Origin of the sequence: Paraburkholderia sp. BR10936, assembly GCF_040965735.1 — a bacterium.
In the GTDB taxonomy this organism is placed as follows: domain Bacteria; phylum Pseudomonadota; class Gammaproteobacteria; order Burkholderiales; family Burkholderiaceae; genus Paraburkholderia; species Paraburkholderia nodosa_A.
In genome coordinates this window covers 171405-196468 of record NZ_JBFRCM010000010.1, presented here as the reverse complement: position 1 = coordinate 196468, position 25064 = coordinate 171405, and the positions used below count along the sequence as shown (strand labels likewise).

At 65.8% G+C, this 25064-nt stretch carries 22 protein-coding genes; 14 read left to right on the top strand and 8 right to left on the bottom strand.

Annotated features, from left to right (window positions below; all coding sequences use genetic code 11):
• Window positions 1-81: 81 nt before the first annotated feature.
• Window positions 82-672, top strand: coding sequence for a helix-hairpin-helix domain-containing protein (locus AB4Y36_RS21810; RefSeq protein WP_069267516.1), 591 nt, complete (start codon window positions 82-84; stop codon window positions 670-672).
• A 124-nt stretch (window positions 673-796) separates the two neighbouring features.
• Entirely contained in the window at window positions 797-1237 is a 441-nt protein-coding gene (locus tag AB4Y36_RS21805; RefSeq protein WP_069267517.1) for a YidB family protein, read from the top strand.
• Window positions 1238-1358: 121 nt separating this feature from the next.
• Here AB4Y36_RS21805 and clpB read toward each other — a convergent pair whose 3' ends face one another.
• Together clpB and AB4Y36_RS21795 are read right to left on the bottom strand one after the other, a co-directional pair.
• Window positions 1359-3956 (bottom strand): ATP-dependent chaperone ClpB, encoded by a 2598-nt coding sequence (clpB, locus tag AB4Y36_RS21800; protein ID WP_368684035.1) that lies wholly within the window; start codon window positions 3954-3956, stop codon window positions 1359-1361.
• A gap of 252 nt (window positions 3957-4208) precedes the next feature.
• Complete coding sequence (locus AB4Y36_RS21795; protein ID WP_069267519.1) at window positions 4209-4709, bottom strand: Rrf2 family transcriptional regulator; 501 nt, start codon at window positions 4707-4709, stop codon at window positions 4209-4211.
• A 209-nt stretch (window positions 4710-4918) separates the two neighbouring features.
• Here AB4Y36_RS21795 and AB4Y36_RS21790 point away from each other — a divergent pair, with 209 nt between their 5' ends.
• On the top strand, window positions 4919-5479 hold the full coding sequence (locus AB4Y36_RS21790) for a group III truncated hemoglobin (protein ID WP_368684034.1): 561 nt from the start codon (window positions 4919-4921) through the stop codon (window positions 5477-5479).
• Between the two features lie 100 nt (window positions 5480-5579).
• Here AB4Y36_RS21790 and AB4Y36_RS21785 read toward each other — a convergent pair whose 3' ends face one another.
• From AB4Y36_RS21785 to AB4Y36_RS21760, 6 genes are all read right to left on the bottom strand, one after another.
• Window positions 5580-6062: a molybdenum cofactor biosynthesis protein MoaE gene (locus AB4Y36_RS21785; protein ID WP_368616211.1), complete on the bottom strand. Its 483-nt coding sequence runs from the start codon at window positions 6060-6062 to the stop codon at window positions 5580-5582.
• Between the two features lie 19 nt (window positions 6063-6081).
• Window positions 6082-6339 (bottom strand): molybdopterin converting factor subunit 1, encoded by a 258-nt coding sequence (moaD, locus tag AB4Y36_RS21780; protein WP_069267522.1) that lies wholly within the window; start codon window positions 6337-6339, stop codon window positions 6082-6084.
• A 13-nt stretch (window positions 6340-6352) separates the two neighbouring features.
• Window positions 6353-7636, bottom strand: coding sequence for a gephyrin-like molybdotransferase Glp (gene glp / locus AB4Y36_RS21775; RefSeq protein WP_368684033.1), 1284 nt, complete (start codon window positions 7634-7636; stop codon window positions 6353-6355).
• Window positions 7637-7877: 241 nt separating this feature from the next.
• A complete protein-coding gene (gene thrC / locus AB4Y36_RS21770) occupies window positions 7878-9329 on the bottom strand; it encodes a threonine synthase (RefSeq protein ID WP_069267524.1) in 1452 nt (483 codons plus the stop codon).
• 10 nt (window positions 9330-9339) lie between these two features.
• Entirely contained in the window at window positions 9340-10671 is a 1332-nt protein-coding gene (locus AB4Y36_RS21765) for a homoserine dehydrogenase (protein WP_069267525.1), read from the bottom strand.
• Between the two features lie 49 nt (window positions 10672-10720).
• Window positions 10721-11959, bottom strand: coding sequence for a pyridoxal phosphate-dependent aminotransferase (locus AB4Y36_RS21760; protein WP_069267526.1), 1239 nt, complete (start codon window positions 11957-11959; stop codon window positions 10721-10723).
• A gap of 537 nt (window positions 11960-12496) precedes the next feature.
• On the opposite strand from AB4Y36_RS21760, the gene AB4Y36_RS21755 reads away from it, so the two are divergent.
• The 11 genes from AB4Y36_RS21755 to AB4Y36_RS21705 all read left to right on the top strand — a co-directional run bounded on the left by AB4Y36_RS21755 (window position 12497) and on the right by AB4Y36_RS21705 (window position 24981).
• Window positions 12497-12871, top strand: coding sequence for an Mth938-like domain-containing protein (locus tag AB4Y36_RS21755; RefSeq protein ID WP_368616209.1), 375 nt, complete (start codon window positions 12497-12499; stop codon window positions 12869-12871).
• 158 nt (window positions 12872-13029) lie between these two features.
• Window positions 13030-14721 carry a glycosyltransferase family 39 protein gene (locus AB4Y36_RS21750; RefSeq protein ID WP_342945675.1) on the top strand — a complete coding sequence of 564 codons (1692 nt, stop codon included), beginning with the start codon at window positions 13030-13032 and terminating at the stop codon, window positions 14719-14721.
• Window positions 14722-14869: 148 nt separating this feature from the next.
• Window positions 14870-15241, top strand: coding sequence for an SMR family transporter (locus AB4Y36_RS21745; RefSeq protein WP_028204911.1), 372 nt, complete (start codon window positions 14870-14872; stop codon window positions 15239-15241).
• A 141-nt stretch (window positions 15242-15382) separates the two neighbouring features.
• Window positions 15383-16546, top strand: a complete 1164-nt coding sequence (locus tag AB4Y36_RS21740; RefSeq protein ID WP_069267608.1) for a DegT/DnrJ/EryC1/StrS aminotransferase family protein — start codon at window positions 15383-15385, stop codon at window positions 16544-16546.
• A 189-nt stretch (window positions 16547-16735) separates the two neighbouring features.
• Entirely contained in the window at window positions 16736-17842 is a 1107-nt protein-coding gene (locus AB4Y36_RS21735) for a glycosyltransferase (protein ID WP_256094951.1), read from the top strand.
• Window positions 17839-18795, top strand: coding sequence for a formyltransferase (locus AB4Y36_RS21730; protein WP_368684032.1), 957 nt, complete (start codon window positions 17839-17841; stop codon window positions 18793-18795). Before AB4Y36_RS21735 ends, AB4Y36_RS21730 begins: the two co-directional genes overlap by 4 nt.
• Window positions 18792-19841: a bifunctional UDP-4-keto-pentose/UDP-xylose synthase gene (locus tag AB4Y36_RS21725; protein ID WP_069267530.1), complete on the top strand. Its 1050-nt coding sequence runs from the start codon at window positions 18792-18794 to the stop codon at window positions 19839-19841. The genes AB4Y36_RS21730 and AB4Y36_RS21725 overlap by 4 nt, the downstream gene beginning before the upstream one ends.
• A 24-nt stretch (window positions 19842-19865) precedes the next feature.
• Window positions 19866-20762, top strand: a complete 897-nt coding sequence (locus tag AB4Y36_RS21720) for a polysaccharide deacetylase family protein (RefSeq protein ID WP_342945672.1) — start codon at window positions 19866-19868, stop codon at window positions 20760-20762.
• A 147-nt stretch (window positions 20763-20909) separates the two neighbouring features.
• Window positions 20910-21371: a peroxiredoxin gene (locus tag AB4Y36_RS21715; RefSeq protein WP_028204906.1), complete on the top strand. Its 462-nt coding sequence runs from the start codon at window positions 20910-20912 to the stop codon at window positions 21369-21371.
• Between the two features lie 399 nt (window positions 21372-21770).
• Window positions 21771-23612, top strand: a complete 1842-nt coding sequence (locus AB4Y36_RS21710; RefSeq protein WP_368616205.1) for a PhoH family protein — start codon at window positions 21771-21773, stop codon at window positions 23610-23612.
• 235 nt (window positions 23613-23847) lie between these two features.
• On the top strand, window positions 23848-24981 hold the full coding sequence (locus AB4Y36_RS21705; protein WP_368684031.1) for a C40 family peptidase: 1134 nt from the start codon (window positions 23848-23850) through the stop codon (window positions 24979-24981).
• Window positions 24982-25064 lie beyond the last annotated feature (83 nt).

Below are 25064 nucleotides of genomic sequence, written 5' to 3'. Positions count from 1 at the left end.
TATTCTTGTACCGCAGCCCCCTCCGCTGGATGCGTCGTCCGTTCCCGGCTCACTGAAAATGCCCTCAATGGAGTGATTGCCATGCTCAAGAAGCTGCTGATGCTCTTCCTCGCAATCGGCCTGTCGCTGTCCGCCGTGCTCGCCGCAGCCGTGGAAGTGAACACCGCCGACGAAACCGCGCTCGAATCGGTCAAGGGCATCGGCCCCGTCCATGCCAAGGCGATCATCGACGAACGCACGAAGAACGGCCCGTTCAAGGATGCCGACGACCTGGTGAACCGCGTCAAGGGCATTGGCCCGAAGTCGGTGCAGAACCTCGAGGCGGCGGGGCTCACGATCAACGGCTCCTCGGCGCCGCCCGCGGGCAAGACGGCTAGCGCGAAGAGCGGCAAGAGCGCCGCTGCCACGAGCGCCGCGCCCGCTGCGACCACGGCCAATCCGATGACGGCGCAGACGCCGGCGGCCGCGACCACGGCGCAAGCCGCCTCGGACACGGCCGCCGGCAAGTCGAAGCACAAGAGCAAGAAGGACAAGACGGCCGCCGCTGCCAGCGCGCCCGAAGCGGGCTCCGCTGCGGCAACTCCGGCCACGGCATCCGATACGAAGGCGAAAAAGCCCAGGAAGTCGAAGAAAGACAAGGCCGCGTCCGCTGCGGCCGCTTCCGGCGCCTGATTGCCGCCACCGTCCGGCGCGCGCAAGCCGTGCACTGGATCTCGAAAACGCGGCGCCACCCTCGCGTGCGCCGTCCGACTTACCGGCCGCGTCCCCGTCGCGGCCATCACCCAGAGAGATCGTCATGAGTCTGCTAGATACCCTCGGTTCCCTGCTCGGTTCGCAGTCGCAACAGCAAGGCGGCGGCCAGGCCCAGCTCCTCGCCGCGGCGATGGAGTTCGTCAACAACCAGCCCGGCGGGCTGAACGGCCTCATCGAGAAGTTCCAGCAAGGCGGCCTCGGCGACATCGTGCAGTCGTGGGTCGGCAACGGCGAGAATCAGCCTGTTTCGGCGGATCAGCTGCACAACGTGCTCGGCTCGGACGTCGTCTCGGGTCTCGCGCAGAAGGTCGGCATGCAGCCCGACCAGGTGAGCGGGCTGCTCGCCCAGGTGCTGCCGCACGTGGTCAACGCGGGCACGCCGACCGGCGAAGTGCCGCAAGGCGGCCAGATCAACACCGAAAGCGTGCTCGGCACGCTTGGTGGGCTGGCGTCGCTGCTCGGCGGCGGCAACAAGCAGGCATGAGCGCCCATTAGCGCTTCCTTGCAGGCATGAAAAAAGGGCAGCGGATCACTCCGCTGCCCTTTTCGTTTCGGCTCAGTGCGCCGCCTGCCGGCGCGCGCCTCAGCCGAGGTTTCTACTCGCGTTAGTGCACCACGCGCTCGAACACGAACTTGCCGTCGTGCACGCCGACCGGGATGACATCCTTCGGCCCGAACTTGCCCGCGAGGATCAGCTTGGCGACCGGGTTCTCGATCTCCTGCTGGATCGCGCGCTTGAGCGGCCGTGCGCCGAACAGCGGGTCGTAGCCGACCTTGGCGATCTGGCTCAGCGCCTCGTCCGACACCACGAGCTCCATGTCGAGCTTCTCCAGACGCTCGCGCAGACGCTGCAGCTGGATCTTCGCAATCGACTCGATATTCGAGCGATCGAGCGCATGGAACACCACGACCTCGTCGATCCGGTTCAGGAACTCGGGGCGGAACTGCTGCTTCACTTCGTTCCACACGGCGTCCTTCACCGCTTCCTGCGGCTCGCCCGCCATCGCCTGAATGAGGTGCGAACCGAGATTCGACGTCATCACGATTACGGTGTTCTTGAAGTCGACGGTGCGGCCCTGGCCATCGGTCATGCGGCCGTCGTCGAGCACTTGCAGCAGCACGTTGAACACGTCCGGGTGCGCCTTTTCGACTTCGTCGAGCAGGATCACGCTATACGGCTTGCGACGCACGGCCTCGGTCAGATAGCCGCCCTCTTCGTAGCCCACGTATCCCGGCGGCGCGCCGATCAAACGCGCCACACTGTGCTTCTCCATGAACTCGCTCATGTCGATGCGGATGAGGTGATCTTCCGAATCGAACAGGAAGCCCGCCAGCGCCTTGCACAGCTCGGTCTTGCCCACACCCGTCGGCCCGAGGAACAGGAACGAGCCGTACGGCCGGTTCGGGTCCGAGAGACCGGCGCGCGAGCGGCGAATCGCGTCGGCGACGGCGGTAATGGCCTCGTCCTGACCCACCACGCGCTCGTGCAGCTTCTCTTCGATCTGCAGCAGCTTTTCGCGCTCGCCCTGCATCATGCGCGAAACGGGAATGCCGGTCGAACGCGACACGACCTCCGCGATTTCCTCGGCGCCCACGAGCGTGCGCAGCAGGCGCAAGCGCGTGGGGTTGTTCTGCTCGTTCGCCTCCGCGAGCGTCACCTGCTTGAGCTGCGCTTCGAGCTCCGGCAGCTTGCCGTACTGCAGTTCCGCGACCTTCTCGAGCTTGCCTTCGCGCTGGAAGCGATTGATCTCCGCGCGCACGCGGTCGATCTCTTCCTTGATCTGCGCGCCGCCCTGCACCGCGGCCTTCTCGGTGGTCCAGATCTCTTCGAGATCCTTATATTCGAGGCTCAGCCGGTCGATCTCTTCCTCGATCAGCTGCAGACGCTTTTGCGACGCTTCGTCCTTTTCCTTCTTGACGGCCTCGCGCTCGATCTTCAACTGGATCAGGCGGCGATCGAGCTTATCCATTGCTTCGGGCTTCGAATCGATTTCCATCTTGATCTTCGAAGCTGCTTCGTCGATCAGGTCGATGGCCTTGTCCGGCAGGAAACGGTCGGTGATGTAGCGATGCGAGAGTTCCGCCGCCGCGACGATAGCCGGGTCGGTGATCTCCACGCCGTGGTGCAGCTCGTACTTCTCCTTCAGGCCGCGCAGGATCGCGATGGTCGCCTCGACCGACGGTTCATCGACGAGCACCTTCTGGAAGCGGCGTTCGAGCGCGGCGTCCTTTTCGATGTACTTGCGATACTCGTCGAGCGTGGTCGCGCCGATGCAGTGCAGCTCGCCGCGCGACAGCGCCGGCTTGAGCATGTTGCCCGCGTCCATCGCGCCTTCGGCCTTGCCGGCGCCGACCATCGTGTGAATTTCGTCGATGAAGACGATGGTCTGCCCTTCGTCCTTGGCAATGTCGTTGAGCACGGCCTTCAGGCGCTCTTCGAACTCGCCGCGATATTTCGCGCCCGCGAGCAGTGCGGCCATGTCGAGCGAGAGCACGCGCTTGCCCTTGAGCGTTTCGGGCACTTCGCCGTTGACGATGCGCTGCGCGAGGCCTTCGACGATTGCCGTCTTGCCCACCCCCGGTTCGCCGATCAGCACCGGATTGTTCTTGGTGCGGCGTTGCAGGATCTGGATCGAGCGGCGGATTTCGTCGTCGCGGCCGATCACGGGGTCGAGCTTGCCCGAACGCGCGCGCTCGGTCAGATCGATGGTGTACTTCTTGAGCGCTTCACGCTGGCTCTCGGCGTCCTGGCTGTGCACCTGCGCGCCGCCGCGCACCGCGACGATCGCGGCTTCGAGCGCCTTGCGCGTCAAGCCGTGCTGGCGAGCAAGACGACCCGCCTCGCCCTTGTCTTCGGACACGGCGAGCAGGAACATCTCGCTCGCGATATACGTGTCGTTGAGCTTCTGCGCTTCCTTGTCGGCCTGATTGAGCAGCCCCGTGAGTTCGCGGCCGATCTGCACGTTGCCGTCGGTGCCCTGCACCTGCGGCAAGCGGTTGATGGCGTCGTTCAGCGCGTTCTGCAGCGCCTGGACCTGCACGCCCGCACGCGACATGAGCGAGCGCGCGGAGCCGTCCTGCTGCGCGACGAGCGCAGCCAGCAGGTGAACGGGTTCGATGTACTGGTTATCGTGGCCCACCGCGAGGCTTTGCGCGTCGGCGATGGCTTCCTGGAACTTGGTGGTGAGTTTGTCGATTCTCATTTGATGCGAGACCTCCAGATTTCTAGACTGTCACCAAATTTGAGGGGGGACGCGCCGGTTTCAAGCGCTCTGGCGTCATTTTTTCCGATTTTTGCGATTCAGGCGCGGGTAGCGTCCGTCTACCGTTGCTGCCGCGGCGTGAGAAAACGGGGAAGAATGCGAGGCGGCCGCTGCCGCGCGAGGCAGCGCGTCACGGCTGAACGCCGCGACTCGTAGGGGAAGAAAAACGAAGAGGTGACGCTGACGCGCGCTTCAATGCTCGCGCGAAGACGCGGAGCGAGCCGCCTGGGCGCGCGGCATGAACTGGATCGGCGCGAGGCCGAGCAACCCGGTCAGTTCGCCTGCAGGCTGGGCCAGTTCGCCGATGGTATGGCAGTCGAGTTCCGCGAGAAACGCATCGCGCGCCGCGGCCAGCGCGTGCTTGAGTCGGCATTGCGGCTCGATGACGCAGCTGCGCCGGTCGCCATGTTCGTCCGGAAAGCAGCCGACGAGCGAGAAGTCGCTCTCTGTCTCACGGACAACGGCGCCAACGCTCAGATCGAGCGACGCCGGTGCGAGCCGCAAGCCGCCATTGCGTCCGCGAACGGTGTCGACCCAGCCGAGTTCGCCCAGGCGCTGCACCACTTTCATCAGATGATTCTTCGAAACGCCGTAGGCGTCCGAGATCTCCTGGATCGTGGCCAGGCTGTCGCGACGCAGCGCGAGATACAGCATCACGCGCAAGGAATAGTCGGTGTAGTCGGTCAGTCTCATGGCGATCGCAATGACAGAGAGGGTGCAGGTGACAGAACCCATACAATAACATGCAGTTAGCATGCAGGTTTTGCCTGGACTGAGTATCATTGTCACTCCGATGGACGCTTCGCAGCGCTTGGCAGCTTGCATGCGGCCCGTTGTCGCATCGTGCCGGCGCCCCGCCGCCGACTACACTCCAGGCACTTCAGGCATCACCCAGGCCCCAAATGACTCGCCCCGACACCCCTCCCGCTGCCGCGCTGCACGCCCGGCCAACTGAAGAAAACATCCGCGAACTCGTCTACGCGTTCTACGACCGCGTGCGCGACGACGCCATGCTCGGCCCGGTGTTCGACGGCGTGCTCGCTGGACGTTGGGACGAACATCTGCCCAAGATGTGCCGCTTCTGGTCGAGCCTCGTGCTCGGCACCAAAAGCTACCGCGGCAACGTGCAGCAGGCGCACGATCCGGTGCCTGGCGTCGAGCCGCAGCATTTCAGCCGCTGGCTCTATCTTTTCCTCGATACGGTTCAGGGTCGCTACGAGCCCGCGGCAGCGGTGCAGTTCATGGAACCCGCGCTGCGTATCGCGCAAAGCCTGCAACTGAGTCGCTTTGGCTGGGACTACACGATTCCACCCGAGCAACAGGCGATTCTCGATCGCGTGGCGCCTCGCAGGCGCCACGCCGGGCACGGTCATGACTTGCCAACGCGCCCGACCGGCGAGCCGTTTCCGGCCCGTTTCGTCGGCCGCCAGATGGATGTCGGCGAGAACACGCCCGCGGAGTGAGCGCATCTGCTTCAAGCGGTATATCCGAATCGGCGGTTAGTTGCGTTAAATAGGGGCGCGGGTGAGCTGAATCCGTCCCTTCGCCCCTGCGGACGAGCGCCTAGCTGGATTCCCGCGACGCATTCCCCGAGGCCCCCCCCCAGCGCGCCAGCGCCTTATCGTCACTCTCGCGGGCATCGACCCAGCGCGCGCCCCGCTCCGTCTCTTCCTTCTTCCAGAACGGCGCCTCGGTCTTGAGGTAGTCCATGACGAACTCGCAGGACGCGAACGCGTCGCCGCGATGCTTCGAGGTCGTCGCGACCAGCACGATCTGGTCGAGCGGCGCGAGCTTGCCCACCCTGTGCACGATCAGCACCTCGATGCCGGCCCAGCGTCGTTGTGCATCGTCGACGATCGCCTCCAGCGCCTTCTCGGTCATGCCCGGATAGTGCTCGAGTTCGAGCGAGGCGATCGTGCTGCCGTCGTTCAGATCGCGCACCGTGCCGACGAAGCACGCCACCGCACCGATCGCCGGATTGCGCGCGCGCAGTTGCGCAACTTCGGTGGTGAGATCGAAATCTTCCGTTTGTACGCGCACGGGCATCGTGAGTCTCCTGTGGCGCTCAGCCGCCCGTCACCGGCGGGAAAAAGGCGACTTCGCAGCCCTCGGTGATACGCGTGCGCGGATCCGTCATCACGTGATTGCAAGCCATGCGCAGCGCGCGGCCTTCCGCCAGCGTCTCGGCCCACACACCGCCGCGCGCACGCAGCCAGCCGCGCACATCGCCGACCGTCACGATGGCATCTGGCAGCGTGACCGTTTCGTCCGCGACGCCTAACGCCTCGCGCACACTCGCAAAAAATTTCAACTGGATCTTCATCGCTCGAGGCTTTTCAGTACAGCAATTCGGTGAACGGAATAAAGCGCACGGTCTCGCCGGCGCTGATCGCATGATTGGGCGGATTGTCGATGAGACCGTCGCCCCAGACCGTGGAGGTGAGGACCGCGGAACTCTGGTTCGGGAACAGGTCCAGACCGCCAGCCGGGTTCACGCGCGCTCGCAGGAATTCGTTGCGGCGGTCGCTCTTCGCCTGGGTGAAGTCGGCGCGCAGCGAGAGCGCGCGCGGGCTCACCTGCGTCGCGCCCGCAAGGCGCAGCAGGAACGGACGAACGAACAACAGAAAGGTGACGAAACTCGACACCGGGTTGCCCGGCAAGCCGATGAAAAACGCCTCGCCGGTTTCCGCGTCCGCCGCCCCCTGCGTCCGACGCACCGCGCCGAACGCGAGCGGCTTGCCCGGCTTCATCGCGATCTGCCACAGGTTGATGCGCCCTTCGGCCTCGACGGCGGGCCGCACGTGATCCTCCTCCCCGACCGAGACACCGCCCGAAGTGAGGATGAGGTCGTGGCCAGCGGCCGCCTCGCGCAGCGTCGCGCGCGTGAGCTCGAGCTGGTCCGGCACGATGCCGTAGTCGGTGACTTCGCAGCCGAGATTGCGCAAGAGGCTCGTGAGCGTGAAGCGGTTCGAGTTGTAGATCGCGCCGGGTTTGAGCGGCTCGCCGGGCATCGTCAGTTCGTCGCCGGTGAAGAACACCGCGACCTTCACGCGGCGCACGACGGTGAGCGTGGCGCACCCCACCGACGCCGCGAGCCCGAGTGCCGCCGGCGTGAGGCGCGTGCCCGCCGGCAGGATCACCGTATTCTTGCGGATATCGGCGCCCTGCGCCGTGATCCATTCGCCCGCCTTGGGCGTGTGCACAAAGGTGACGGCGCCTTGCGCGGCCTCGGTCTGCTCCTGCATCACCACGGCGTCTGCGCCCGGCGGCACCGTCGCGCCCGTGAAGATGCGCGCGGCCGTGCCTGCCGCGAGCGGTTGTGGCGCGTGGCCCGCGGCAATGCGCTGCGAAACCGGCAGACGGCGGCTGCCTTGCGCGAGATCGGCCACGCGCACCGCGTAGCCGTCCATTGCGCTCGTATGCATCGGCGGCACGTCGAGCGGCGAGACGACGTCTGCGGCGAGCACGCGGTTCAGCGCGTCGAACGTCGAAATCGTTTCGGCACCGGCGAGCGGCTTCGCCGCGGCAAGCAGCGTGGCGAGGGCGTCGGCAGTGGAGAGCATCGGCGCGCGCGGTGCGGGCGCCGGCGCAGCGGAAGACGGGGACGTAGGCGTGGACATCGAGGTCGTCTCGGACGTGGCCGGCGGGGCCGCCAGCAGCGGTTGGTCTGTCGTTATTGTAGCGGCGCGACCGGCGCGCCGTGCCTTATGCCGTGGATATCCCTGGCGCGCAATGCCTGCGAGTGCGCAGGCCCGGCTGAAGTGATGCAGCGCGCGGGTGCGATCGACCCGCCGACGCGTAAAAGCCGATGCGATGTCCACGCGCCGGGACCGCGAACCGATCCGGCCCCGGCTGCGTCCATCAGTGCGCCGTGTGCGCGGCGATATAGTCCTTCACGCGCTGCGCGTCGGCAGGCACGACTTCGAAGCGCTGCGGCAGCGCCTCGAGGCCTTCGAACGCCGCCGGACGCTCCGGCTCGCGGTCCAGCGCTTCGCGGATCGTCTCGCCGAATTTCACCGGCTGCGCGGTTTCGAGCACGATCATCGGCACACCGGGCTGCAGGTGTTCGCGGGCGACCTTCACGCCGTCGGCCGTATGGGTGTCGATCATCGTCTTGTAGCGCGAGTAGATGTCGCGAATCGTGGCGATGCGGTCGTCGTGGCTGCTGCGGCCCGAAACGAAGCCGAACTGCTTCACGCGCACGAAGTCGCCGCTCGCCACGAGATCGAAACCGCCCTTCTCCTCGACGTCGCGGAACAACTGCGTCACGCGCGCCGGATCGCGGCCCAGCAAGTCGTAGACGAAGCGCTCGAAATTCGACGCCTTCGAGATGTCCATGCTCGGGCTCGTCGTGTGATACGTCTCGGCCGAGCCGCGCACGCGGTAAATGCCGGTGCGGAAGAACTCGTCGAGCACGTCGTTCTCGTTGGTCGCGACCACGAGCTTTTCGATCGGCAGACCCATCATGCGCGCGATATGGCCCGCGCACACGTTGCCGAAGTTGCCCGAGGGCACCGTGAACGAGACGCGCTCGTCGTTCGACTTCGTCGCCGCGAAGTAGCCGGCGAAGTAGTACACGACCTGGGCCACGACGCGCGCCCAGTTGATCGAGTTGACCGTGCCGATCTTCTGCTGCGACTTGAACGCGTGGTCGTTCGAAACGGCCTTGACGATGTCCTGGCAGTCGTCGAACACGCCTTCCACGGCCAGATTGAAGATGTTCGGGTCCTGCAGGCTGAACATCTGCGCCGTCTGGAACGCGCTCATCTTCTTGTGCGGCGACAGCATGAACACGCGCACGCCCTTCTTGCCACGCATCGCGTATTCCGCCGCGCTGCCGGTGTCGCCCGACGTCGCACCGAGAATGTTCAGCTCCTGGCCGGCCTTCGCGAGCGCGTACTCGAACAGGTTGCCGAGCAGCTGCATCGCCATGTCCTTGAACGCGAGCGTCGGACCGTTCGAGAGTTCGAGCAGCGAGAGCGGCGCGCCGTTTTCCTCGCCGAGCGTGGTGAGCGGCGTGATCTTGCTTGCGTCTTCGCCATGGCGCACGTTGCGGTACGTCTCGCCCGTGTAGGTGCGGCGCGTGATGTCGCGCAGATCGTCGGCCGGAATGTCACCCGCGAACTTCGAGAGGATCTCGAACGCGAGGTCCGCGTACGAAAGGCCGCGCCAGCGCGCCAGTTCTTCCTTGCTGATCTGCGGATACCCGGCCGGCAGATACAGGCCGCCGTCGCGCGCGAGGCCGCCCAGCAGGATGTCGGAAAACGAATGATGCTCGCCGGCGCCCGCGCCGCGCGTAGATACGTAATTCATAGCCCTTGCCTTAGTTCAGTCCTTCCATACGCAGCTTCGTGACCTGCGACTTCACCGTCGCGAGCTTTTCGATCTGCGCGATCGCCGCGTTGACGTTCTTCTCGATCGTCTCGTGCGTGATCAGGATGATGTCGGTTTCCGCCTTGCCTTGCGCGTCGACCTGCTCCGCTTCCTTTTGCAGCAGCGCGTCGATCGAGATGCCGCTGTCCGCGAGGATGCGCGTGATGGCCGCCATCACGCCGGTCTGGTCCGCCACGCGCAGGCGCAGGTAGTAGCCGCTCGTGACTTCGTCGATCGGCAGGATCGGCGTGTTCGAGAGGCTGTCCGGCTGGAACGCCAGATGCGGCACGCGGTGCTCGGGGTCGGCCGTGTGCAGACGCGTCACATCGACGAGATCGGCCACCACGGCGGATGCCGTCGGCTCCGCGCCCGCGCCCTTGCCGTAGTAGAGCGTCGTGCCGACCGCGTCGCCGTGCACGACCACGGCGTTCATTGCGCCTTCCACGTTCGCGAGCAGGCGCTTGGCCGGAATCAGCGTGGGATGCGTGCGCAGCTCGATGCCGCGATCGGTGCGGCGCGCGATGCCGAGCAGCTTGATGCGATAGCCCAGTTCTTCCGCGTACTTGATGTCGATGGCGTCGAGCTTGCTGATGCCTTCCACATAGGCTTTGTCGAACTGCACGGGCACGCCGAACGCGATCGCGCTCATGATCGTCGCCTTGTGCGCGGCGTCCACGCCTTCGATGTCGAAGGTCGGATCGGCTTCGGCGTAGCCCAGTTCCTGCGCGGCTTTCAATGCGGTCGCGAAGTCGAGCCCGCGCTCGCGCATTTCCGAGAGGATGTAGTTCGTCGTGCCGTTGATGATGCCGGCGATGTACTGGATGCGGTTGGCCGTGAGGCCTTCGCGCAGCGCCTTGATGATGGGGATGCCGCCCGCCACCGCCGCCTCGAACGCGACCATCACGCCCTTGGCGCGCGCCGCTTCGAAGATCTCGGTGCCGTGCACCGCCAGCAGCGCCTTGTTCGCGGTGACGACATGCTTGCCGCTGGCAATGGCGCGCAGCACGAGATCCCTCGCGAGCGTCGTGCCGCCGATCATTTCGGCGACGATCGAAATCGCGGGATCGTCGACCACGGCGTTGAAGTCGGTCGTCAGCTCGACGCTCCCGGCTTCACTGCCGAGCGCCGTCGTGGCCTTGGCCGGGTTGCGCACGGCGATGCGCGCCACCTCGATGCCGCGGCCCGCGCGGCGTTTGATTTCTTCCTGGTTGCGGCGCAGTACCGTGAAGGTGCCGCTGCCCACCGTGCCGAAGCCCAAGAGACCTACTTTGATCGGATCCATGCAGCGTGTGTTCGTCCAAGTGTTTGAAAAGGGGATGCGTGTGACTGGCTCAGGTGCCGTGCCGCTGGCGATAACCGTCGAGGAAGCGCGCGATGCGGTTGATCGAATCGGTCAGGTCGTCGACGTTCGGCAGGAACACCACGCGGAAGTGGTCCGGCTGCTTCCAGTTGAAGCCCGTGCCCTGCACGAGCAGCACGCGCTCCTGCAAGAGCAGATCGAGGATGAACTGCTGGTCGTTCTCGATCGGATAGAGCTTCGGGTCGAGGCGCGGGAACATGTAGAGCGCCGCTTCCGGCTTCACGCAGGTCACGCCCGGGATGGCCGTGAGCATGTTGTACGCCAGTTCGCGCTGGCGATAGAGGCGCCCGCCCGGCTGGATCAGCTCGTTGATGCTCTGGTAGCCGCCCAGCGCCGTCTGGATCGCGTACTGGCCCGGCACGTTCGCGCACAGGCGCATCGAGGCGAGAATGCCGAGACCTTCCGTGTAGTCCTTCGAGCGGCGGCGGTTTTCCCCCGTCATGCCCGAGAGGAACATCCAGCCCGCGCGGTAGCCGCACGCGCGATAGCTCTTCGACAGGCTGTTGAGCGTGACGGTGATCACGTCTTCCGAGAGCGAGCCGAGCGCCGTGTGCGTCTTGCCGTCGTAGATGATCTTGTCGTAGACCTCGTCGGCGAACAGGATCAGGCCGTGCTCGCGCGCGATCGCAACGAGCCCGCGCAGCAGGTCGTCCGAATAAAGCGCGCCGGTCGGGTTGTTCGGGTTGATGACGACGATCGCGCGCGTGTTCGGCGTGATCTTCGAGCGGATGTCGTCGAGGTCGGGCATCCACGCGTTCGACTCGTCGCAGATGTAGTGCACGGGCGTGCCGCCCGAAAGGCTCACCGCCGCCGTCCACAGCGGATAGTCGGGCGCGGGCAGCAGCACTTCGTCGCCGTCGTTCAGGAGCGCCTGCATGGCCATCACGATCAGTTCGGACGCGCCGTTACCGATGTAGATGTCGTCGAGCTCGACGCCCTTGATGCCCTTTTGCTGCGCGTAATGCATGATCGCCTTGCGCGCGGCGAACACGCCCTTCGAATCCGAATAGCCCGAGGAGCCCGGCAGGTTCAGGATCATGTCCTGAATGACTTCGTCGGGCGCGTCGAAACCGAACGGCGCGAGATTGCCGATGTTCAGCTTGATGATGCGGTGGCCTTCTTCTTCGAGGCGCTTCGCGTGCTCGAGCACCGGCCCGCGGATGTCGTAGCAAACGTTCTGCAGCTTGTTGGATTTGAGAATCGGTTTCACGGCGGGCTATCGGTTATCGGTCAGTAAAGCGGTCAGAGAATCAGTCAGGGCGTCAGAGGCGAGTAAGACGCGGTAAAAGGGCTGGAACAGGCTGAAATGCCGTCGACCGGCCGGCGGATGGCGCCTTGGTGGACAGGACATGCAAGGGAGCCGGAGGGGCGCCCCCGGCGGGACAAAAGCCGTGCACGATTGCGTGGGGAGCACCGGGCGCACGCGCGACGCTTCGCAAAGCGTGCGCTGGCCGACCCGACTACCCCAAAACCGCCCCAGCAGCTTGTGGCTGCCCTCGCCCGATGCGCGGATGGCGCGCGTAGCGGCCTGCCGGCGCGGTCTACCCGCGGGCGCCGCCGCAGCGGCGGCTAAAAAGCTATAATTTAGCGGATTTTGACCAACTTCCGCAATGCGCAATCGGCCACGAGGCGGGTCGCGAAGCGGGTGACACGGCGGGCTGCAAGGCGGTTCGCCGAGGCGGGCGGCGGCACAGGATATGCGCCCCTCGCTTGCGCACCCGACCTGCCCTTACCCCGGAACCCCGTTTTGAAATTACACCAGGACTCCAGCGCCGCGCTGAACACCGTGACCGGTTACGGCGCCGACTACGTCGAAGTGAACCTCGAACGCCATACGGGCAGCATCATCGTGATGCCCGAATCGCCGGTCACCCCCTGGCCGGTGCAGTCGTTCGACGCCCTCACGCCCGAACTCTTCGAGCTGCTTCTCCCGCTGAACCCCGAAGTGGTCGTCTTCGGCAGCGGGGAGCGGTTGCGCTTTCCGCATCCGCGCCTGACCGCGGCGCTCGCCAGGAAGCGCATCGGTGTGGAGGCGATGGACTTCAAGGCCGCCTGCCGCACCTACAACATCCTCATGGCCGAAGGCCGCCGTGTGGCGGCCGCGCTTCTGATCGAAAGCTGACGCCCCTTAAGCTTGCCATCAGGTCGCCGCGCGGCGGCGTAGTACACTTGCGCGCCGAGTGCGTAGCGCGCGCCCCGGACCCGGCCGCACACCGCGCGCGGCCAGCGCGCGCTTCGCACCCCGACCGCAACGACTGCAACAAGAACAGGCTGAAACCCATGAACGATACGCCATCGAGGCTACCGCTCAACCGCAGCGCGATCCTGCTACTGATCCTCGCCCTCGCCGTGATCTGGTTCCTGCCGCTCGGCTGGCGCCACCTGCTGCCGAGCGACGAAGGCCGCTACGCCGAAATGGCGCGCGAAATGCTCGCGAGCGGCGACTGGATCACGCCGCGCTACAACGACTACAAGTACTTCGAAAAGCCGCCGCTGCAAACCTGGATGAACGCGCTCACCTTCGCGTGGTTCGGCATCGGCGAGTGGCAGGCGCGCCTCTACACGGCGCTCACCGGCTTCGCGGGCGTGCTGCTGATCGGCTTCACCGGCGCGCGCGTGTTCAACGCCGCCACGGGCTTCTTCGCCGCGGTCGTGCTCGCCTGCGCGCCGTACTGGAACCTGATGGGCCACTTCAACACGCTCGACATGGGCCTGGCATTCTGGATGCAGCTCACGCTGTGCGCGCTGCTGCTCGCCCAGCGCCCGACCCTGCCCAAGGCGAACGCGCGCCTGTGGATGTGGGTGTGCTGGGCCGCCATGGCGATGGCGGTGCTGTCCAAGGGCCTCGTCGGCCTGATCCTGCCAGGCGCCGTGCTGGTGCTCTATACGGCGATTTCGCGCGACTGGGCGCTCTGGAAGCGCCTCTATCTCGTGAGCGGTCTGATCGTCTTCTTCGCGATCGTGTCGCCGTGGTTCATCCTCGTGCAGCAGCGCAATCCCGAGTTCTTCAACTTCTTCTTCATCGTCCAGCAGTTCCAGCGCTACCTCACGCCCGCGCAGAACCGCCCCGGCCCGTTCTACTACTTCGTGCCGGTCATGCTGGTGGGCTTCCTGCCGTGGCTTTCGGTGAGCGTGCAGAGCGTGCGCCATGCGCTGCGCGCGCCGCGCCAGCCCAACGGGTTCTCGCCCGTCATGCTGATGCTCGTGTGGACGGTGTTCATTTTCCTGTTCTTCAGCGCCTCGCACTCGAAGCTCGTCTCCTACGTCCTGCCGATCGCGCCGCCCGTGGCGCTCATCATCGGCATGTATCTGCCGGTCATGACGCGCGCCCAGTGGAACAAGCACCTCGCGGGCTACGCGGTGTTCGCCGTCGCGCTGATGGCGGGCTCGTTCGTGCTCACGCGGCTTGGCGACGCGCGCAATCCCAACGCGCTCTACCGCGAGTTCCAGGTCTGGGTGTTCGCCGCGGCCGCGGTGGCCTTCGTCGTCACCATGGTCGGCCTGCGCCTGAACCGCGCGAAACGCACGCCCGAAACCGGTGCGCGCGCGCCAGCGGTTGCGCTCGGCACCGCGTGGCTGCTGCTCGCGACCATTGCGGGCACGGGCCACGACGTGTTCGGCACGCTGAGTTCCGGCGCGCCGCTCGCGCCCGCTGTGCGCGCCGCCATTGCGAAGTTGCCGCCCGACACGCCGTTCTACTCGGTGGGCGTACTCGACCATACGATGCCTTTCTACGTGCGCCATACGATGACGATGGTCGAGGTCACCGACGAACTGGCCTTCGGCATCTCCGAGGAGCCGCAAAAATGGGTGCCGACCATTGCCGACTGGGAGGCGCGCTGGAAGTCCGACCGCTATGCGCTCGCGCTGCTTCCCGTGAAGCGCTACGAAGAGCTGGCCGCGCAGGGCCTGCCGATGCAGGTTGTCGCGCGCGACGCGCGGCGCGTGATCGTTGAAAAGCCGCAATCCTGAGCGCTTCCTGGCCCCGATTGACGCATGGGCGATAATCGGGCCGGGCCGCGCCGGTGCGCGGCGGCCCGGGCTGGCCTGAACGGCACGACCGGCCTGCGCAGCCCGGGCTCCCGCCCCAACCCGACAACCCGTTGAACTACCCTTTCCGATGAATCCGATTTCCCTCATCTGCATCCTCGCCGGCGTCGGCCTCAACGCCTGCGCGCAACTGTTGCTGAAAGCGGGTGTCAATGCCGTTGGACACTTCGAATTCAGCCGTGCGAACATCTTGCCCATTGGCCTGAAGCTCGCGACGCAAGTGCCGATTCTCGGCGGCCTCACCTGCTACGTGTTCAGCGTGGTCGTGTGGATCGTCGGGCTCTCGCGCGTGGACGTCTCGATCGCCTACCCGATGCTCTCGCTCGGCTACGTGGTCAACGCGTTCGCGGCGTGGTATCTGTTCGGCGAGGTGCTGAGCGTGCAGCGGCTCGTGGGCATCGGCATCATCCTGATCGGCGTGTTCGTGCTGGCGCGCAGCTGACGCGCCGCGGCGCGCTGTGGCGCGCGTGGAGAGGCCGCTTGCAGCGCGGCATATTGCGCCCATATAAGTATTTCGTAAGATGCGCCGCGGCGGCCTTGCCGCCCGGCCCCCACTTTCTGACGAGCAAAGAGCAAAGCACTCATGACCCAGTCATCCCCGCAGTCGACCCTTCCGTTCCTGCCGTTCGTGCGTCCCGAAATCGACGAGGAAACCATCCAGGGCGTCGCCGACGTACTGCGTTCGGGCTGGATCACGACCGGCCCGCAGAACCAGGCGTTCGAAGCGGCGCTCTCGGAGTATTGCGGCGGCCGTCCGGTGCGCACTTTCAACTCGGGCACGGCGACGCTCGAAATCGGTTTGCGCCTTGCCGGCGTGGGTCCCGGCGACGAAGTCATCACGACGCCCGCGTCGTGGGTTTCCACGAGCAACGTGATCTACGAGGTGGGCGCGACGCCGGTGTTCGCCGACATCGATCCCGTCACGCGCAACATCGACCTCGACAAGCTCGAAGCCGCCATCACGCCGAAGACCAAAGCCATCATCCCGGTCTTTCTCTCGGGCCTGCCCGTCGACATGGACCGGCTCTACGCGATCGCCCGCCAGCACAAGCTGCGCGTAATCGAGGACGCCGCGCAGGCGTTCGGCTCGAGCTGGAACGGCAAGCGCATCGGCGCGATCGGCGACATCGTCTCGTTCAGCTTCCACGCCAACAAGAACCTCACGTCGATCGAAGGCGGCGCGCTCGTCCTCAACGACGAAGCCGAGGCCGTGCTCGCGCAGAAATACCGTCTCCAGGGCATTACGCGCACGGGCTTCGACGGCATGGACTGCGACGTGCTCGGCGGCAAGTACAATCTCACGGATGTGGCGGCGCGCGTCGGGCTCGGCCAGCTCAAGCACATCGAGCGTTTCATCCGGCAGCGCCGCGAGCTTGCGCGGGCTTACTTCGCGGGCTTCGAAGGCGGCGCGGCGGTTAAGCTCGGCGTCGGCCTGCCGCTCGCCGATTTCGCCAACAGCAACTGGCACATGTTCCAGATCACGCTGCCGCTCGACACGCTCGCGATCGACCGCGCCGGTTTCATGGGCGAACTCAAGGAGCGCGGCATCGGCTCGGGCGTGCATTACCCGGCCATCCACCTCTTCACGCTCTACCGCGAGCGTGGTTTCAAGGCGGGCATGTTCCCGCACGCGGAGCGCTTCGGTGCGAGCACGGTCACGCTGCCGCTCTTCACGCAGATGACCGAAGCCGACGTGGCGCGCGTGTGCAGCGCAGTGAACGAGATTTGCGCGAAGTTTGCGAAGTAGTTGGCAAAACAGGCAGTAACGGAAGTCGGGGACGGGATAACGCCGCTCTGACGGGCATGGGACCCGTGGCAGCGCTAAAGCGCCAACTCGGGTCGACACAGGGGAAACGCAGGCGGACGGCGCGGCGCATGCGCCGCCGATTTGCGCATGCAGCAAACCGCAGCATCCAATAACGGAATCGACGCACACATGAGTCAAACGGAACAAGGCACCTTGACCCCGGACACGCCGGAAGTCTCGGTCATCATTCCGGTCTACAACGAGGAAGCTGGCCTTCCCGAGCTGTTCGCGCGCCTGTATCCGGCGCTCGACAAGCTCGGCACCTCGTACGAAGTGATCTTCATCAACGACGGCAGCCGCGACCGCTCGGCCGCGATGCTCGCGGAGCAGTTCCGCGCGCGGCCCGATACCACGCGCGCGATCCTGCTCAACGGCAACTACGGCCAGCACATGGCGATTCTCGCGGGCTTCGAGCAGGCCCGCGGCGAGATCGTCATCACGCTCGACGCCGATCTGCAGAATCCGCCCGAGGAAATCGGCAAGCTCGTCGAGAAGATGCGCGAGGGCTACGACTACGTCGGCACCATCCGCAAGCAGCGCCAGGACAGCCTCTGGCGGCGCAAGGCCTCGCAGGCGATGAACCGTCTGCGCGAGCGCATCACGCGCATCAAGATGACCGATCAGGGCTGCATGCTGCGCGCGTACAACCGCCGCATCATCGACACGATCAACCGCTGCGGCGAAATCAACACCTTCATCCCGGCGCTCGCGTACACGTTCTCGCAGAACCCGGTCGAGGTGGAGGTCGCGCACGAGGAGCGCTTCGCGGGCGAATCGAAGTACTCGCTCTACAGCCTCATTCGCCTGAATTTCGACCTCGTGACGGGCTTTTCCGTCGTGCCGCTGCAGTGGCTCTCGTTCATCGGCGTGATCCTCTCGCTCGGCTCGGCGGGCCTCTTCCTGCTGCTGCTGATTCGCCGCTTCGTCCTCGGCGCGGAAGTGCAAGGCGTCTTCACGCTCTTCGCCATCACGTTCTTCCTGCTCGGCGTGATCATCTTCGCGCTCGGGCTGCTCGGCGAGTACATCGGCCGCATCTACCAGCAGGTGCGCGCGCGTCCGCGTTACCTGATCCAGACGATCCTCGAGGAGCGCAATGGCCGCGCCGTCGTCGATACGCCGCGCCAGGATTTCATGCAGGCCGCCGCCTTCGCGCAGCCGGCTGAACCCGCGCGAGCGGCAGGTGCGGCTGCGAGGCCGGCCACCACGAACGCGGCCAATGAAGGAGCCGGCCAATGAAACCGCGCGCCGTTGTGTTCGCGTATCACAACGTGGGCGTGCGCTGTCTGCAGGTGTTGCTCGCGGGCGGCGTCGACGTTGCGCTCGTCGTCACGCATGAAGACAGCCCGACCGAAAACATCTGGTTCGGCAGCGTGAAGTCGGTGGCCGAGGAGCATGGCATCGAAGTCGTCACGCCCGCCGACCCGAAGAGCGCCGAGTTGCGCGCGGCCGTTTCGGCGGCGCGCCCGGACTTCATCTTCTCGTTCTACTACCGGCACATGCTGCCCTTGGACCTGCTCGCCCTCGCCGGGCGCGGCGCGTACAACGTGCACGGCTCGCTGCTGCCGAAATACCGCGGCCGCGTGCCCACGAACTGGGCCGTGCTCAACGGCGAAACCGAAACGGGCGCCACGCTGCACGAAATGGGCGCGAAGCCCGACGCTGGCGCAATCGTCGCGCAGACCCCGGTGCCGATCCTGCCCGACGACACCGCCGCGCAGGTCTTCGACAAGGTGACGGTCGCCGCCGAGCAGACGCTCTGGCGCGTGCTGCCCGCGCTGATCGCGGGCGAAGCGCCGCATCTGCCGAACGATCTCACGAAGGGCAGCTATTACGGCGGGCGCAAGCCGGAAGACGGCCGCATCGACTTCGGCGAGAGCGCGCAGCACGTGTACAACCTGATCCGCGCCGTCGCGCCGCCCTATCCGGGCGCGTTCACCGACATCGGCAACGAACGTTTCGTGATTGCCCGCGCGCGTCTCGTGCGCCCCGGCTCGCAAGACGCCGAAAGGGTCCGCCCCCTCGCCGGATTGCCCGCCGGCATCCACGTAAGCGATAATGCGCTTTTCGCCGTTTGCGGCGACGCACGCGCCATCGCGATCCACGAACTGCGGCATCAGCATAACGGTCAGGAGACCGTCATCAGCCCCGCCGCGTTCTCCGAACTCATTTCATCTGTCCCCCGTCCATGACCAAAAAAGTTCTGATCCTGGGTGTGAACGGCTTTATCGGCCACCACCTCTCCAAGCGCATCCTCGAAAGCACGAACTGGGAAGTGTTCGGCATGGACATGCAGACGGATCGCCTCGGCGACCTCGTCAAGCATGAGCGGATGCACTTCTTCGAAGGCGACATCACGATCAACAAGGAGTGGGTCGAGTACCACGTCAAGAAGTGCGACGTGATCCTGCCGCTGGTCGCCATCGCGACGCCCGCCACCTACGTGCAGCAGCCGCTGCGCGTGTTCGAGCTCGACTTCGAAGCGAACCTGCCGATCGTGCGTTCGGCCGTGAAGTACCGCAAGCACCTCGTCTTCCCGTCGACATCGGAAGTCTATGGCATGTGCTCGGACGAGCAGTTCGACCCGGATGCGTCCGCCCTGACCTACGGCCCGATCAACAAGCCGCGCTGGATCTACGCGTGCTCGAAGCAGCTGATGGACCGCGTGATCTGGGGCTACGGCATGGAAGGCCTGAATTTCACGCTGTTCCGTCCGTTCAACTGGATCGGCCCGGGCCTCGACTCGATCTACACGCCGAAGGAAGGTTCGTCGCGCGTCGTGACGCAGTTCCTCGGCCACATCGTGCGCGGCGAGAACATCAGCCTCGTGGATGGCGGCGCGCAAAAGCGCGCGTTCACCGACATCGACGACGGCATCGCGGCGCTGATGAAGATCATCGAGAACAAGGACGGCGTCGCCACGGGCAAGATCTACAACATCGGCAACCCGACCAACAACTTCTCGGTGCGCGAACTCGCGCACAAGATGCTCGCGCTCGCCGCCGAATTCCCGGAATACGCGGAAACGGCCAAGAAGGTGCAGCTGGTCGAAACGTCGTCGGGCGCGTACTACGGCGCGGGCTACCAGGACGTGCAGAACCGCGTGCCGAAGATCGACAACACGAAGCAGGAACTCGGCTGGGCGCCGAAGTCGACCTTCGACGAAGCGCTGCGCAAGATCTTCGAAGCATACCGCGGCCATGTCGCCGAAGCGCGTGCGCTCGTCGAGCAACATTAAGCGTTAGAGAAAGGTCATCGCCTCTTGGCCCGCATCGTCCTGAAAATCGACGTCGACACGCTGCGCGGTACCCGCGAAGGCGTGCCGAATCTCGCGCGCATCTTCGACCGCTACAAGGCGCGCGCCACGTTCCTGTTCAGCCTCGGCCCCGATCACACGGGCTGGGCGCTGCGTCGCGTGTTGCGACCTGGCTTTCTCAAGAAGGTCTCGCGCACGTCGGTGGTCGAGCACTACGGCGTGAAGCAGCTGATGTACGGCGTGCTGCTGCCGGGGCCCGACATCGGCGTAGAAGCCGCGGCGGAAATGCGCGCGATTCACGAAGCCGGCTTCGAGTGCGGCATCCATACGTGGGATCACGTGTACTGGCAGGACAACGTGCGCAAGCGCGACGCGCGGTGGACCGCGCGCCAGATGCAGAAGAGCCACGACCGCTTCACGCGGATCTTCGGCACGCCGCCCGTCACGCACGGCGCGGCAGGCTGGCAGATGAACGAAGCCGCCTTCGAGCAGATCGACACGTGGGGCATGCGCTACGCCTCCGACGGGCGCGGTCATTCGCCCTACCGTCCGGTGGTGGCGGGCCGCACGCTGAACCACGTGCAGATGCCCACCACGCTGCCCACGCTCGACGAGGTGCTCGGTGTCGATGGCGTCGATACCGATACGGTCGCGGCGTGGATGCTCAAGCGCACCGAAAACAACCCGCACGATCAGGTCTTCACGCTGCACGCCGAACTCGAAGGCCAGAAGCTCGCACCGGTGTTCGAACAGCTGCTCGCCGGCTGGCGCGCACAAGGCCATACGTTTGCCACGATGGGCGACTACCATGCGACGCTGGACCCGGATTCGCTGCCATCGTACCCTGTCACCTGGGGCGAGATCGCCGGCCGCTCCGGCCAGCTGATCGTGCAGCCCGACTGAATCCGCCGCCTGCGCGCCGCGGGGTGTCTGCCAGGACCCGCGCCCGCGCAACACCGCCCGCCGCGTTGCGGCACGCCGTCCCGGCGAAACGGCGCCGTGCGCTGCGGCAAAGCCAGCCAATAACAAAGGGAGAGCCACGTGCCTGACGTGACCATCGCAGTCGACCACCCCGTTCCGGACTTCACCGCCCCCGCTACCGGCGGCGACTTCACGCTGTCGAGCCTGAAGGGCAGCAAGGTGGTGCTGTACTTCTATCCGAAAGACAACACGCCCGGCTGCACGACCGAAGGCCTGCAGTTCCGCGACCTCTATCCGAAGTTCAAAAAGGCCGGCGCGCAGATCGTGGGCGTGTCGCGCGACAGCGTGCGTTCGCACGATAACTTCAAGGCCAAGCTCGAACTGCCGTTTACCTTGGTATCGGATGCCGACGAAGCGCTGTGCACGCTCTTCGACGTCATCAAATTGAAGAAAATGTATGGCAAACAGGTACGAGGGATCGAACGCTCGACCTTTCTCATCGACGCGACTGGCGTGTTGCGCCAGGAGTGGCGCGGCATCAAGGTCCCGGGCCATGTCGATGAAGTGCTGGAGGCTGTACAAGCGCTTTGAGGAGCGTTATATTGGGCTGCAATGAGTGCCTGTCCAACCCTTTTTACGTCGCGTTGCGGCGGTTTCGCAGCCGGTCATGGAATGACCGGAAGGGCGTATCCGAGGCAACGGGACAACACCGAAGTGAAGCCGCTTGCCTCGTCATCCGGGGCGGCGGCTTTTTTGTTTGTTCGATGCTGTTCTCTTCCGCTTTTCTCCCCGTTCGTGCCGGCTTTGCGACCCGGCGCGCGCAAACATCAAGGAGCTGATCGAAAACCAGGCGAACCGGCATTTTCTGACATGAGCGCGCACCTTGCGCAGTAACGGCGGAGGCCTACCCGGCACCCGCACGCACCGCCCGAAAGCGCGCCTTACTGGGTAACCCCGCGACCACTCGACCCGATTTTTTCGAGGGACACCATGCCTTTGCCTACTCCCCCCAGCAAGCTCGGCAACCTGCTGCCGCCCGAAGAATACAAGGCGCGTGCCCGCACGACGCGCAGCACACGCAAGGCCGCGAGCGAGAACGACGCGGCCGACGTTGCAGAATACGGCCCCGGCAGTGTTGCCGAGCCGATGACGCAGGCCGCCAACGCCGCAACCACCTTGCGCACGGTGCCGCTTTCGAGCGCCAGCGCCGAACTGGCCGCGCTCGAACCGGTCGCACCGGCGCCCGCGCGCAACAAGCGCAACCACAGCAAGCAAGTCACGGCAGCGCTGCTGCAGCCTCTCGAGGCCCGCACCGATGCCGACGAGACACCCGTTGCGCGCGGCGGCAAACCCGCCTCGGCAAAAGCGTCCGGCGGCGCCGCTGCGCCCGCCACGCGCGCCGGCACGAAAAAACGCGTGCATCCCGAAGAGAGCACCGAAGTCCAGAAGCTCTTCGTGCTCGACACCAACGTGCTGATGCACGACCCGACCTGCCTGTTCCGTTTCGAGGAACACGACGTCTATCTGCCGATGATGACGTTGGAAGAACTCGACAACCACAAGAAGGGCATGTCGGAAGTCGCGCGCAACGCGCGCCAGGTGAGCCGCACGCTCGACCAGCTGGTCGCCAATGCGGGCCCGATCTCGGAAGGCATTTCGCTTGGCCGCCTCGGCAGCCGCGAGGCGCTTGGTCGCCTGTACTTCCAGACCACGCTCACGCATATCGATCCGGTCGACGGCCTGCCCCAGGGCAAAGCCGATAACCAGATCCTCGGCGTGGTGCGCGCGCTGCAGCGCGACCGGCCGGACCGCCTCGTCGTGCTGGTGTCGAAAGACATCAACATGCGCATCAAGGCTCATGCGCTCGGCCTGCCTGCGGAAGACTACTTCAACGACCAGGTTCTCGAAGACAAGGACCTGCTCTACTCGGGCGTGCGTGCGCTCCAGCAGGACTTCTGGTCGAAGCACGCCAAGGGCATGGAGTCCTGGCAGGACACCAAGACCGGCACGACGTACTACCGCGTGACGGGTCCCGAGTGCCTCTCGATGCTCGTGAACGAGTTCGTCTATCTCGAACCGCAGAACGGCGAACCGGCGTTCCACGCGATCGTGCGCGAGCTCAACGGCAAGACGGCGCTCCTGCAAACGCTGCGCGACTACGGCCACCACAAGAACAATGTGTGGGGCATCACGGCGCGCAACCGCGAGCAGAACTTCGCGCTGAACCTGCTGATGAACCCGGAGATCGACTTCGTCACGCTGCTCGGCCAGGCCGGCACGGGCAAGACACTCGTCGCGCTCGCGGCGGGCCTGGCGCAAGTGCTCGACGAGAAGCGCTACAACGAGATCATCGTCACGCGCGCGACCGTGCCGGTTGGCGAGGACATCGGTTTCCTGCCGGGCACCGAAGAAGAAAAGATGCAGCCCTGGATGGGCGCCTTCGACGACAACCTTGAAGTGCTTCAGAAGACCGATGACGCCGCCGGCGAATGGGGGCGCGCCGCGACCCAGGAACTGATCCGCTCGCGCCTGAAGGTCAAGAGCATGAACTTCATGCGCGGCCGCACGTTCGTGGACAAGTATCTGATCATCGACGAGGCGCAGAACCTCACGCCGAAGCAGATGAAGACGCTCGTCACGCGCGCGGGTCCGGGCACGAAGATCGTGTGTCTCGGCAACATCGCGCAGATCGACACGCCGTATCTGACCGAAGGCAGCTCCGGCCTCACCTACGTGGTGGACCGCTTCAAGGGCTGGGCGCACAGCGGCCACGTGACGCTCGCACGCGGCGAACGCTCGCGGCTTGCCGATTACGCGTCCGATATCCTGTAATCCATTCGCTTGGGCGCCGCCTTTCTGGGGCGCCCGTGCAGATGGCGAGGACCGTATCCGGGGAACCGGATACGGTCCTTTTTTATTGCCCAGGCGTCCCCGAGGCACAACAGTTGGCGCACGAACTTCAAGTAAGTTGTGAAGAATTCTTGCGAAAGCGCTGACGGGCGGGCTACCATCCGCCCATGATCCGTTTTCCCGATGGCGCGAGCGTCGCGCGCGCCACCTCCGCTTCATGCGTCGACTCTGGCTTCCGCTTCTGATCGCAGTCCTGCTTGCCGCGTGCTCCAGTGCGCCGCAAAGGGTATCGCGCAGCGGTTCGTCCGCCGGCGAAAACGCGTGGCGCACCAAGCCTGCGGGCTTCCCCAATTTCGTCGATCACAGCGTGGGCCGCGAGGAAATCTCGATCCAGGCGATGGGGCTCGTCGGCATTCCGTATCGCTGGGGCGGCAATACGCCCGACAGCGGCTTCGATTGCAGCGGTCTCGTCAAATACGTGCTCGCGCGCTCGGCCTCGGTGGACTTGCCCCGCACCACGGCCGACATGAGTATGCGCGGCGAAACGATCGAGCCCGACGAGATTGCCGCCGGCGACCTCGTCTTCTTCAATACGACGGGGCGGCCGCATTCGCACGTCGGGATATATGTCGGCAACCTGCGCTTCGTCAACGCGCCTTCGACCGGCGGCACAGTGCGACTCGACTATCTGACCAACCCGTACTGGGCGAAGCGCTTCGACGGGATCCGCCGCATGGCGCCGCCCAAACGCACGCCTTTCGAGACGCCGACCTGGGACGCGTCTGCGCCGGCTGAACGCGTGCCTGGCGCGAACACCGCGCCACCGGCTGCCGCAATGGCGAGCGTCGCGCCGGCTGCGGCGGCGCAGCCCGTGCCGCGAGTCGCGGCCGCGAGCCAGAACCGCGTCGTCGGCGCACCGCAGGCGGCCTATGCGGCAACGCCACCGACAACGCCAGCCACCACGCCGACGGCTTCCACCGCCGCTCCGGCCGACGCGTTCGAGCCCCCGCCCGCCTCGCTCGGCGCGGCGCAGACGCAGGCACGCGACGCGGGCGCGCTCGCACCGGCGGCCGCGCCTGCCAACAACGCGCCTGCATACGCTACCAACCCCGCCGCCAGCGCCCCGCGCGACGCCATCGACGCCGCCGCCGACGCCTTCGAGCCCCCTCCGCCCACGGCAAGCGCAGCGGCGCGCCAGGCCGGCCAGGTGGGCTCGACGCCGATCCAGGCGACGTCGCCAGCCGCGGGAGGCGCGCAGATCATGCGCGCCTCGACGGCCGGCCCGGCCTCGCCCGCCCCGACCCAGTCCAGCGACGACCCAATCGCGCGCTTTGCCAACGGCGGCGACTGAAGCGACCCGGCCACGGCGCTGCGCGGCACGTTGCCCCTGGCCGAACGGCCGCGCATGCTTGCAGCGGTTTGCGGCGCCCCGCG

Excerpts from the sequence above, each read along its gene's own strand:
- AB4Y36_RS21810 (WP_069267516.1), top strand. The coding sequence starts at position 82 with ATGCTCAAGAAGCTGCTGATGCTCTTCCTCGCAATCGGCCTGTCGCTG.
- AB4Y36_RS21805 (WP_069267517.1), top strand. The coding sequence starts at position 797 with ATGAGTCTGCTAGATACCCTCGGTTCCCTGCTCGGTTCGCAGTCGCAA.
- clpB (WP_368684035.1), bottom strand. The coding sequence starts at position 3,956 with ATGAGAATCGACAAACTCACCACCAAGTTCCAGGAAGCCATCGCCGAC.
- AB4Y36_RS21795 (WP_069267519.1), bottom strand. The coding sequence starts at position 4,709 with ATGAGACTGACCGACTACACCGACTATTCCTTGCGCGTGATGCTGTAT.
- AB4Y36_RS21790 (WP_368684034.1), top strand. The coding sequence starts at position 4,919 with ATGACTCGCCCCGACACCCCTCCCGCTGCCGCGCTGCACGCCCGGCCA.
- AB4Y36_RS21785 (WP_368616211.1), bottom strand. The coding sequence starts at position 6,062 with ATGCCCGTGCGCGTACAAACGGAAGATTTCGATCTCACCACCGAAGTT.
- moaD (WP_069267522.1), bottom strand. The coding sequence starts at position 6,339 with ATGAAGATCCAGTTGAAATTTTTTGCGAGTGTGCGCGAGGCGTTAGGC.
- glp (WP_368684033.1), bottom strand. The coding sequence starts at position 7,636 with ATGTCCACGCCTACGTCCCCGTCTTCCGCTGCGCCGGCGCCCGCACCG.
- thrC (WP_069267524.1), bottom strand. The coding sequence starts at position 9,329 with ATGAATTACGTATCTACGCGCGGCGCGGGCGCCGGCGAGCATCATTCG.
- AB4Y36_RS21765 (WP_069267525.1), bottom strand. The coding sequence starts at position 10,671 with ATGGATCCGATCAAAGTAGGTCTCTTGGGCTTCGGCACGGTGGGCAGC.
- AB4Y36_RS21750 (WP_342945675.1), top strand. The coding sequence starts at position 13,030 with ATGAACGATACGCCATCGAGGCTACCGCTCAACCGCAGCGCGATCCTG.
- AB4Y36_RS21745 (WP_028204911.1), top strand. The coding sequence starts at position 14,870 with ATGAATCCGATTTCCCTCATCTGCATCCTCGCCGGCGTCGGCCTCAAC.
- AB4Y36_RS21740 (WP_069267608.1), top strand. The coding sequence starts at position 15,383 with ATGACCCAGTCATCCCCGCAGTCGACCCTTCCGTTCCTGCCGTTCGTG.
- AB4Y36_RS21735 (WP_256094951.1), top strand. The coding sequence starts at position 16,736 with ATGAGTCAAACGGAACAAGGCACCTTGACCCCGGACACGCCGGAAGTC.
- AB4Y36_RS21730 (WP_368684032.1), top strand. The coding sequence starts at position 17,839 with ATGAAACCGCGCGCCGTTGTGTTCGCGTATCACAACGTGGGCGTGCGC.
- AB4Y36_RS21725 (WP_069267530.1), top strand. The coding sequence starts at position 18,792 with ATGACCAAAAAAGTTCTGATCCTGGGTGTGAACGGCTTTATCGGCCAC.
- AB4Y36_RS21710 (WP_368616205.1), top strand. The coding sequence starts at position 21,771 with ATGCCTTTGCCTACTCCCCCCAGCAAGCTCGGCAACCTGCTGCCGCCC.
- AB4Y36_RS21705 (WP_368684031.1), top strand. The coding sequence starts at position 23,848 with ATGCGTCGACTCTGGCTTCCGCTTCTGATCGCAGTCCTGCTTGCCGCG.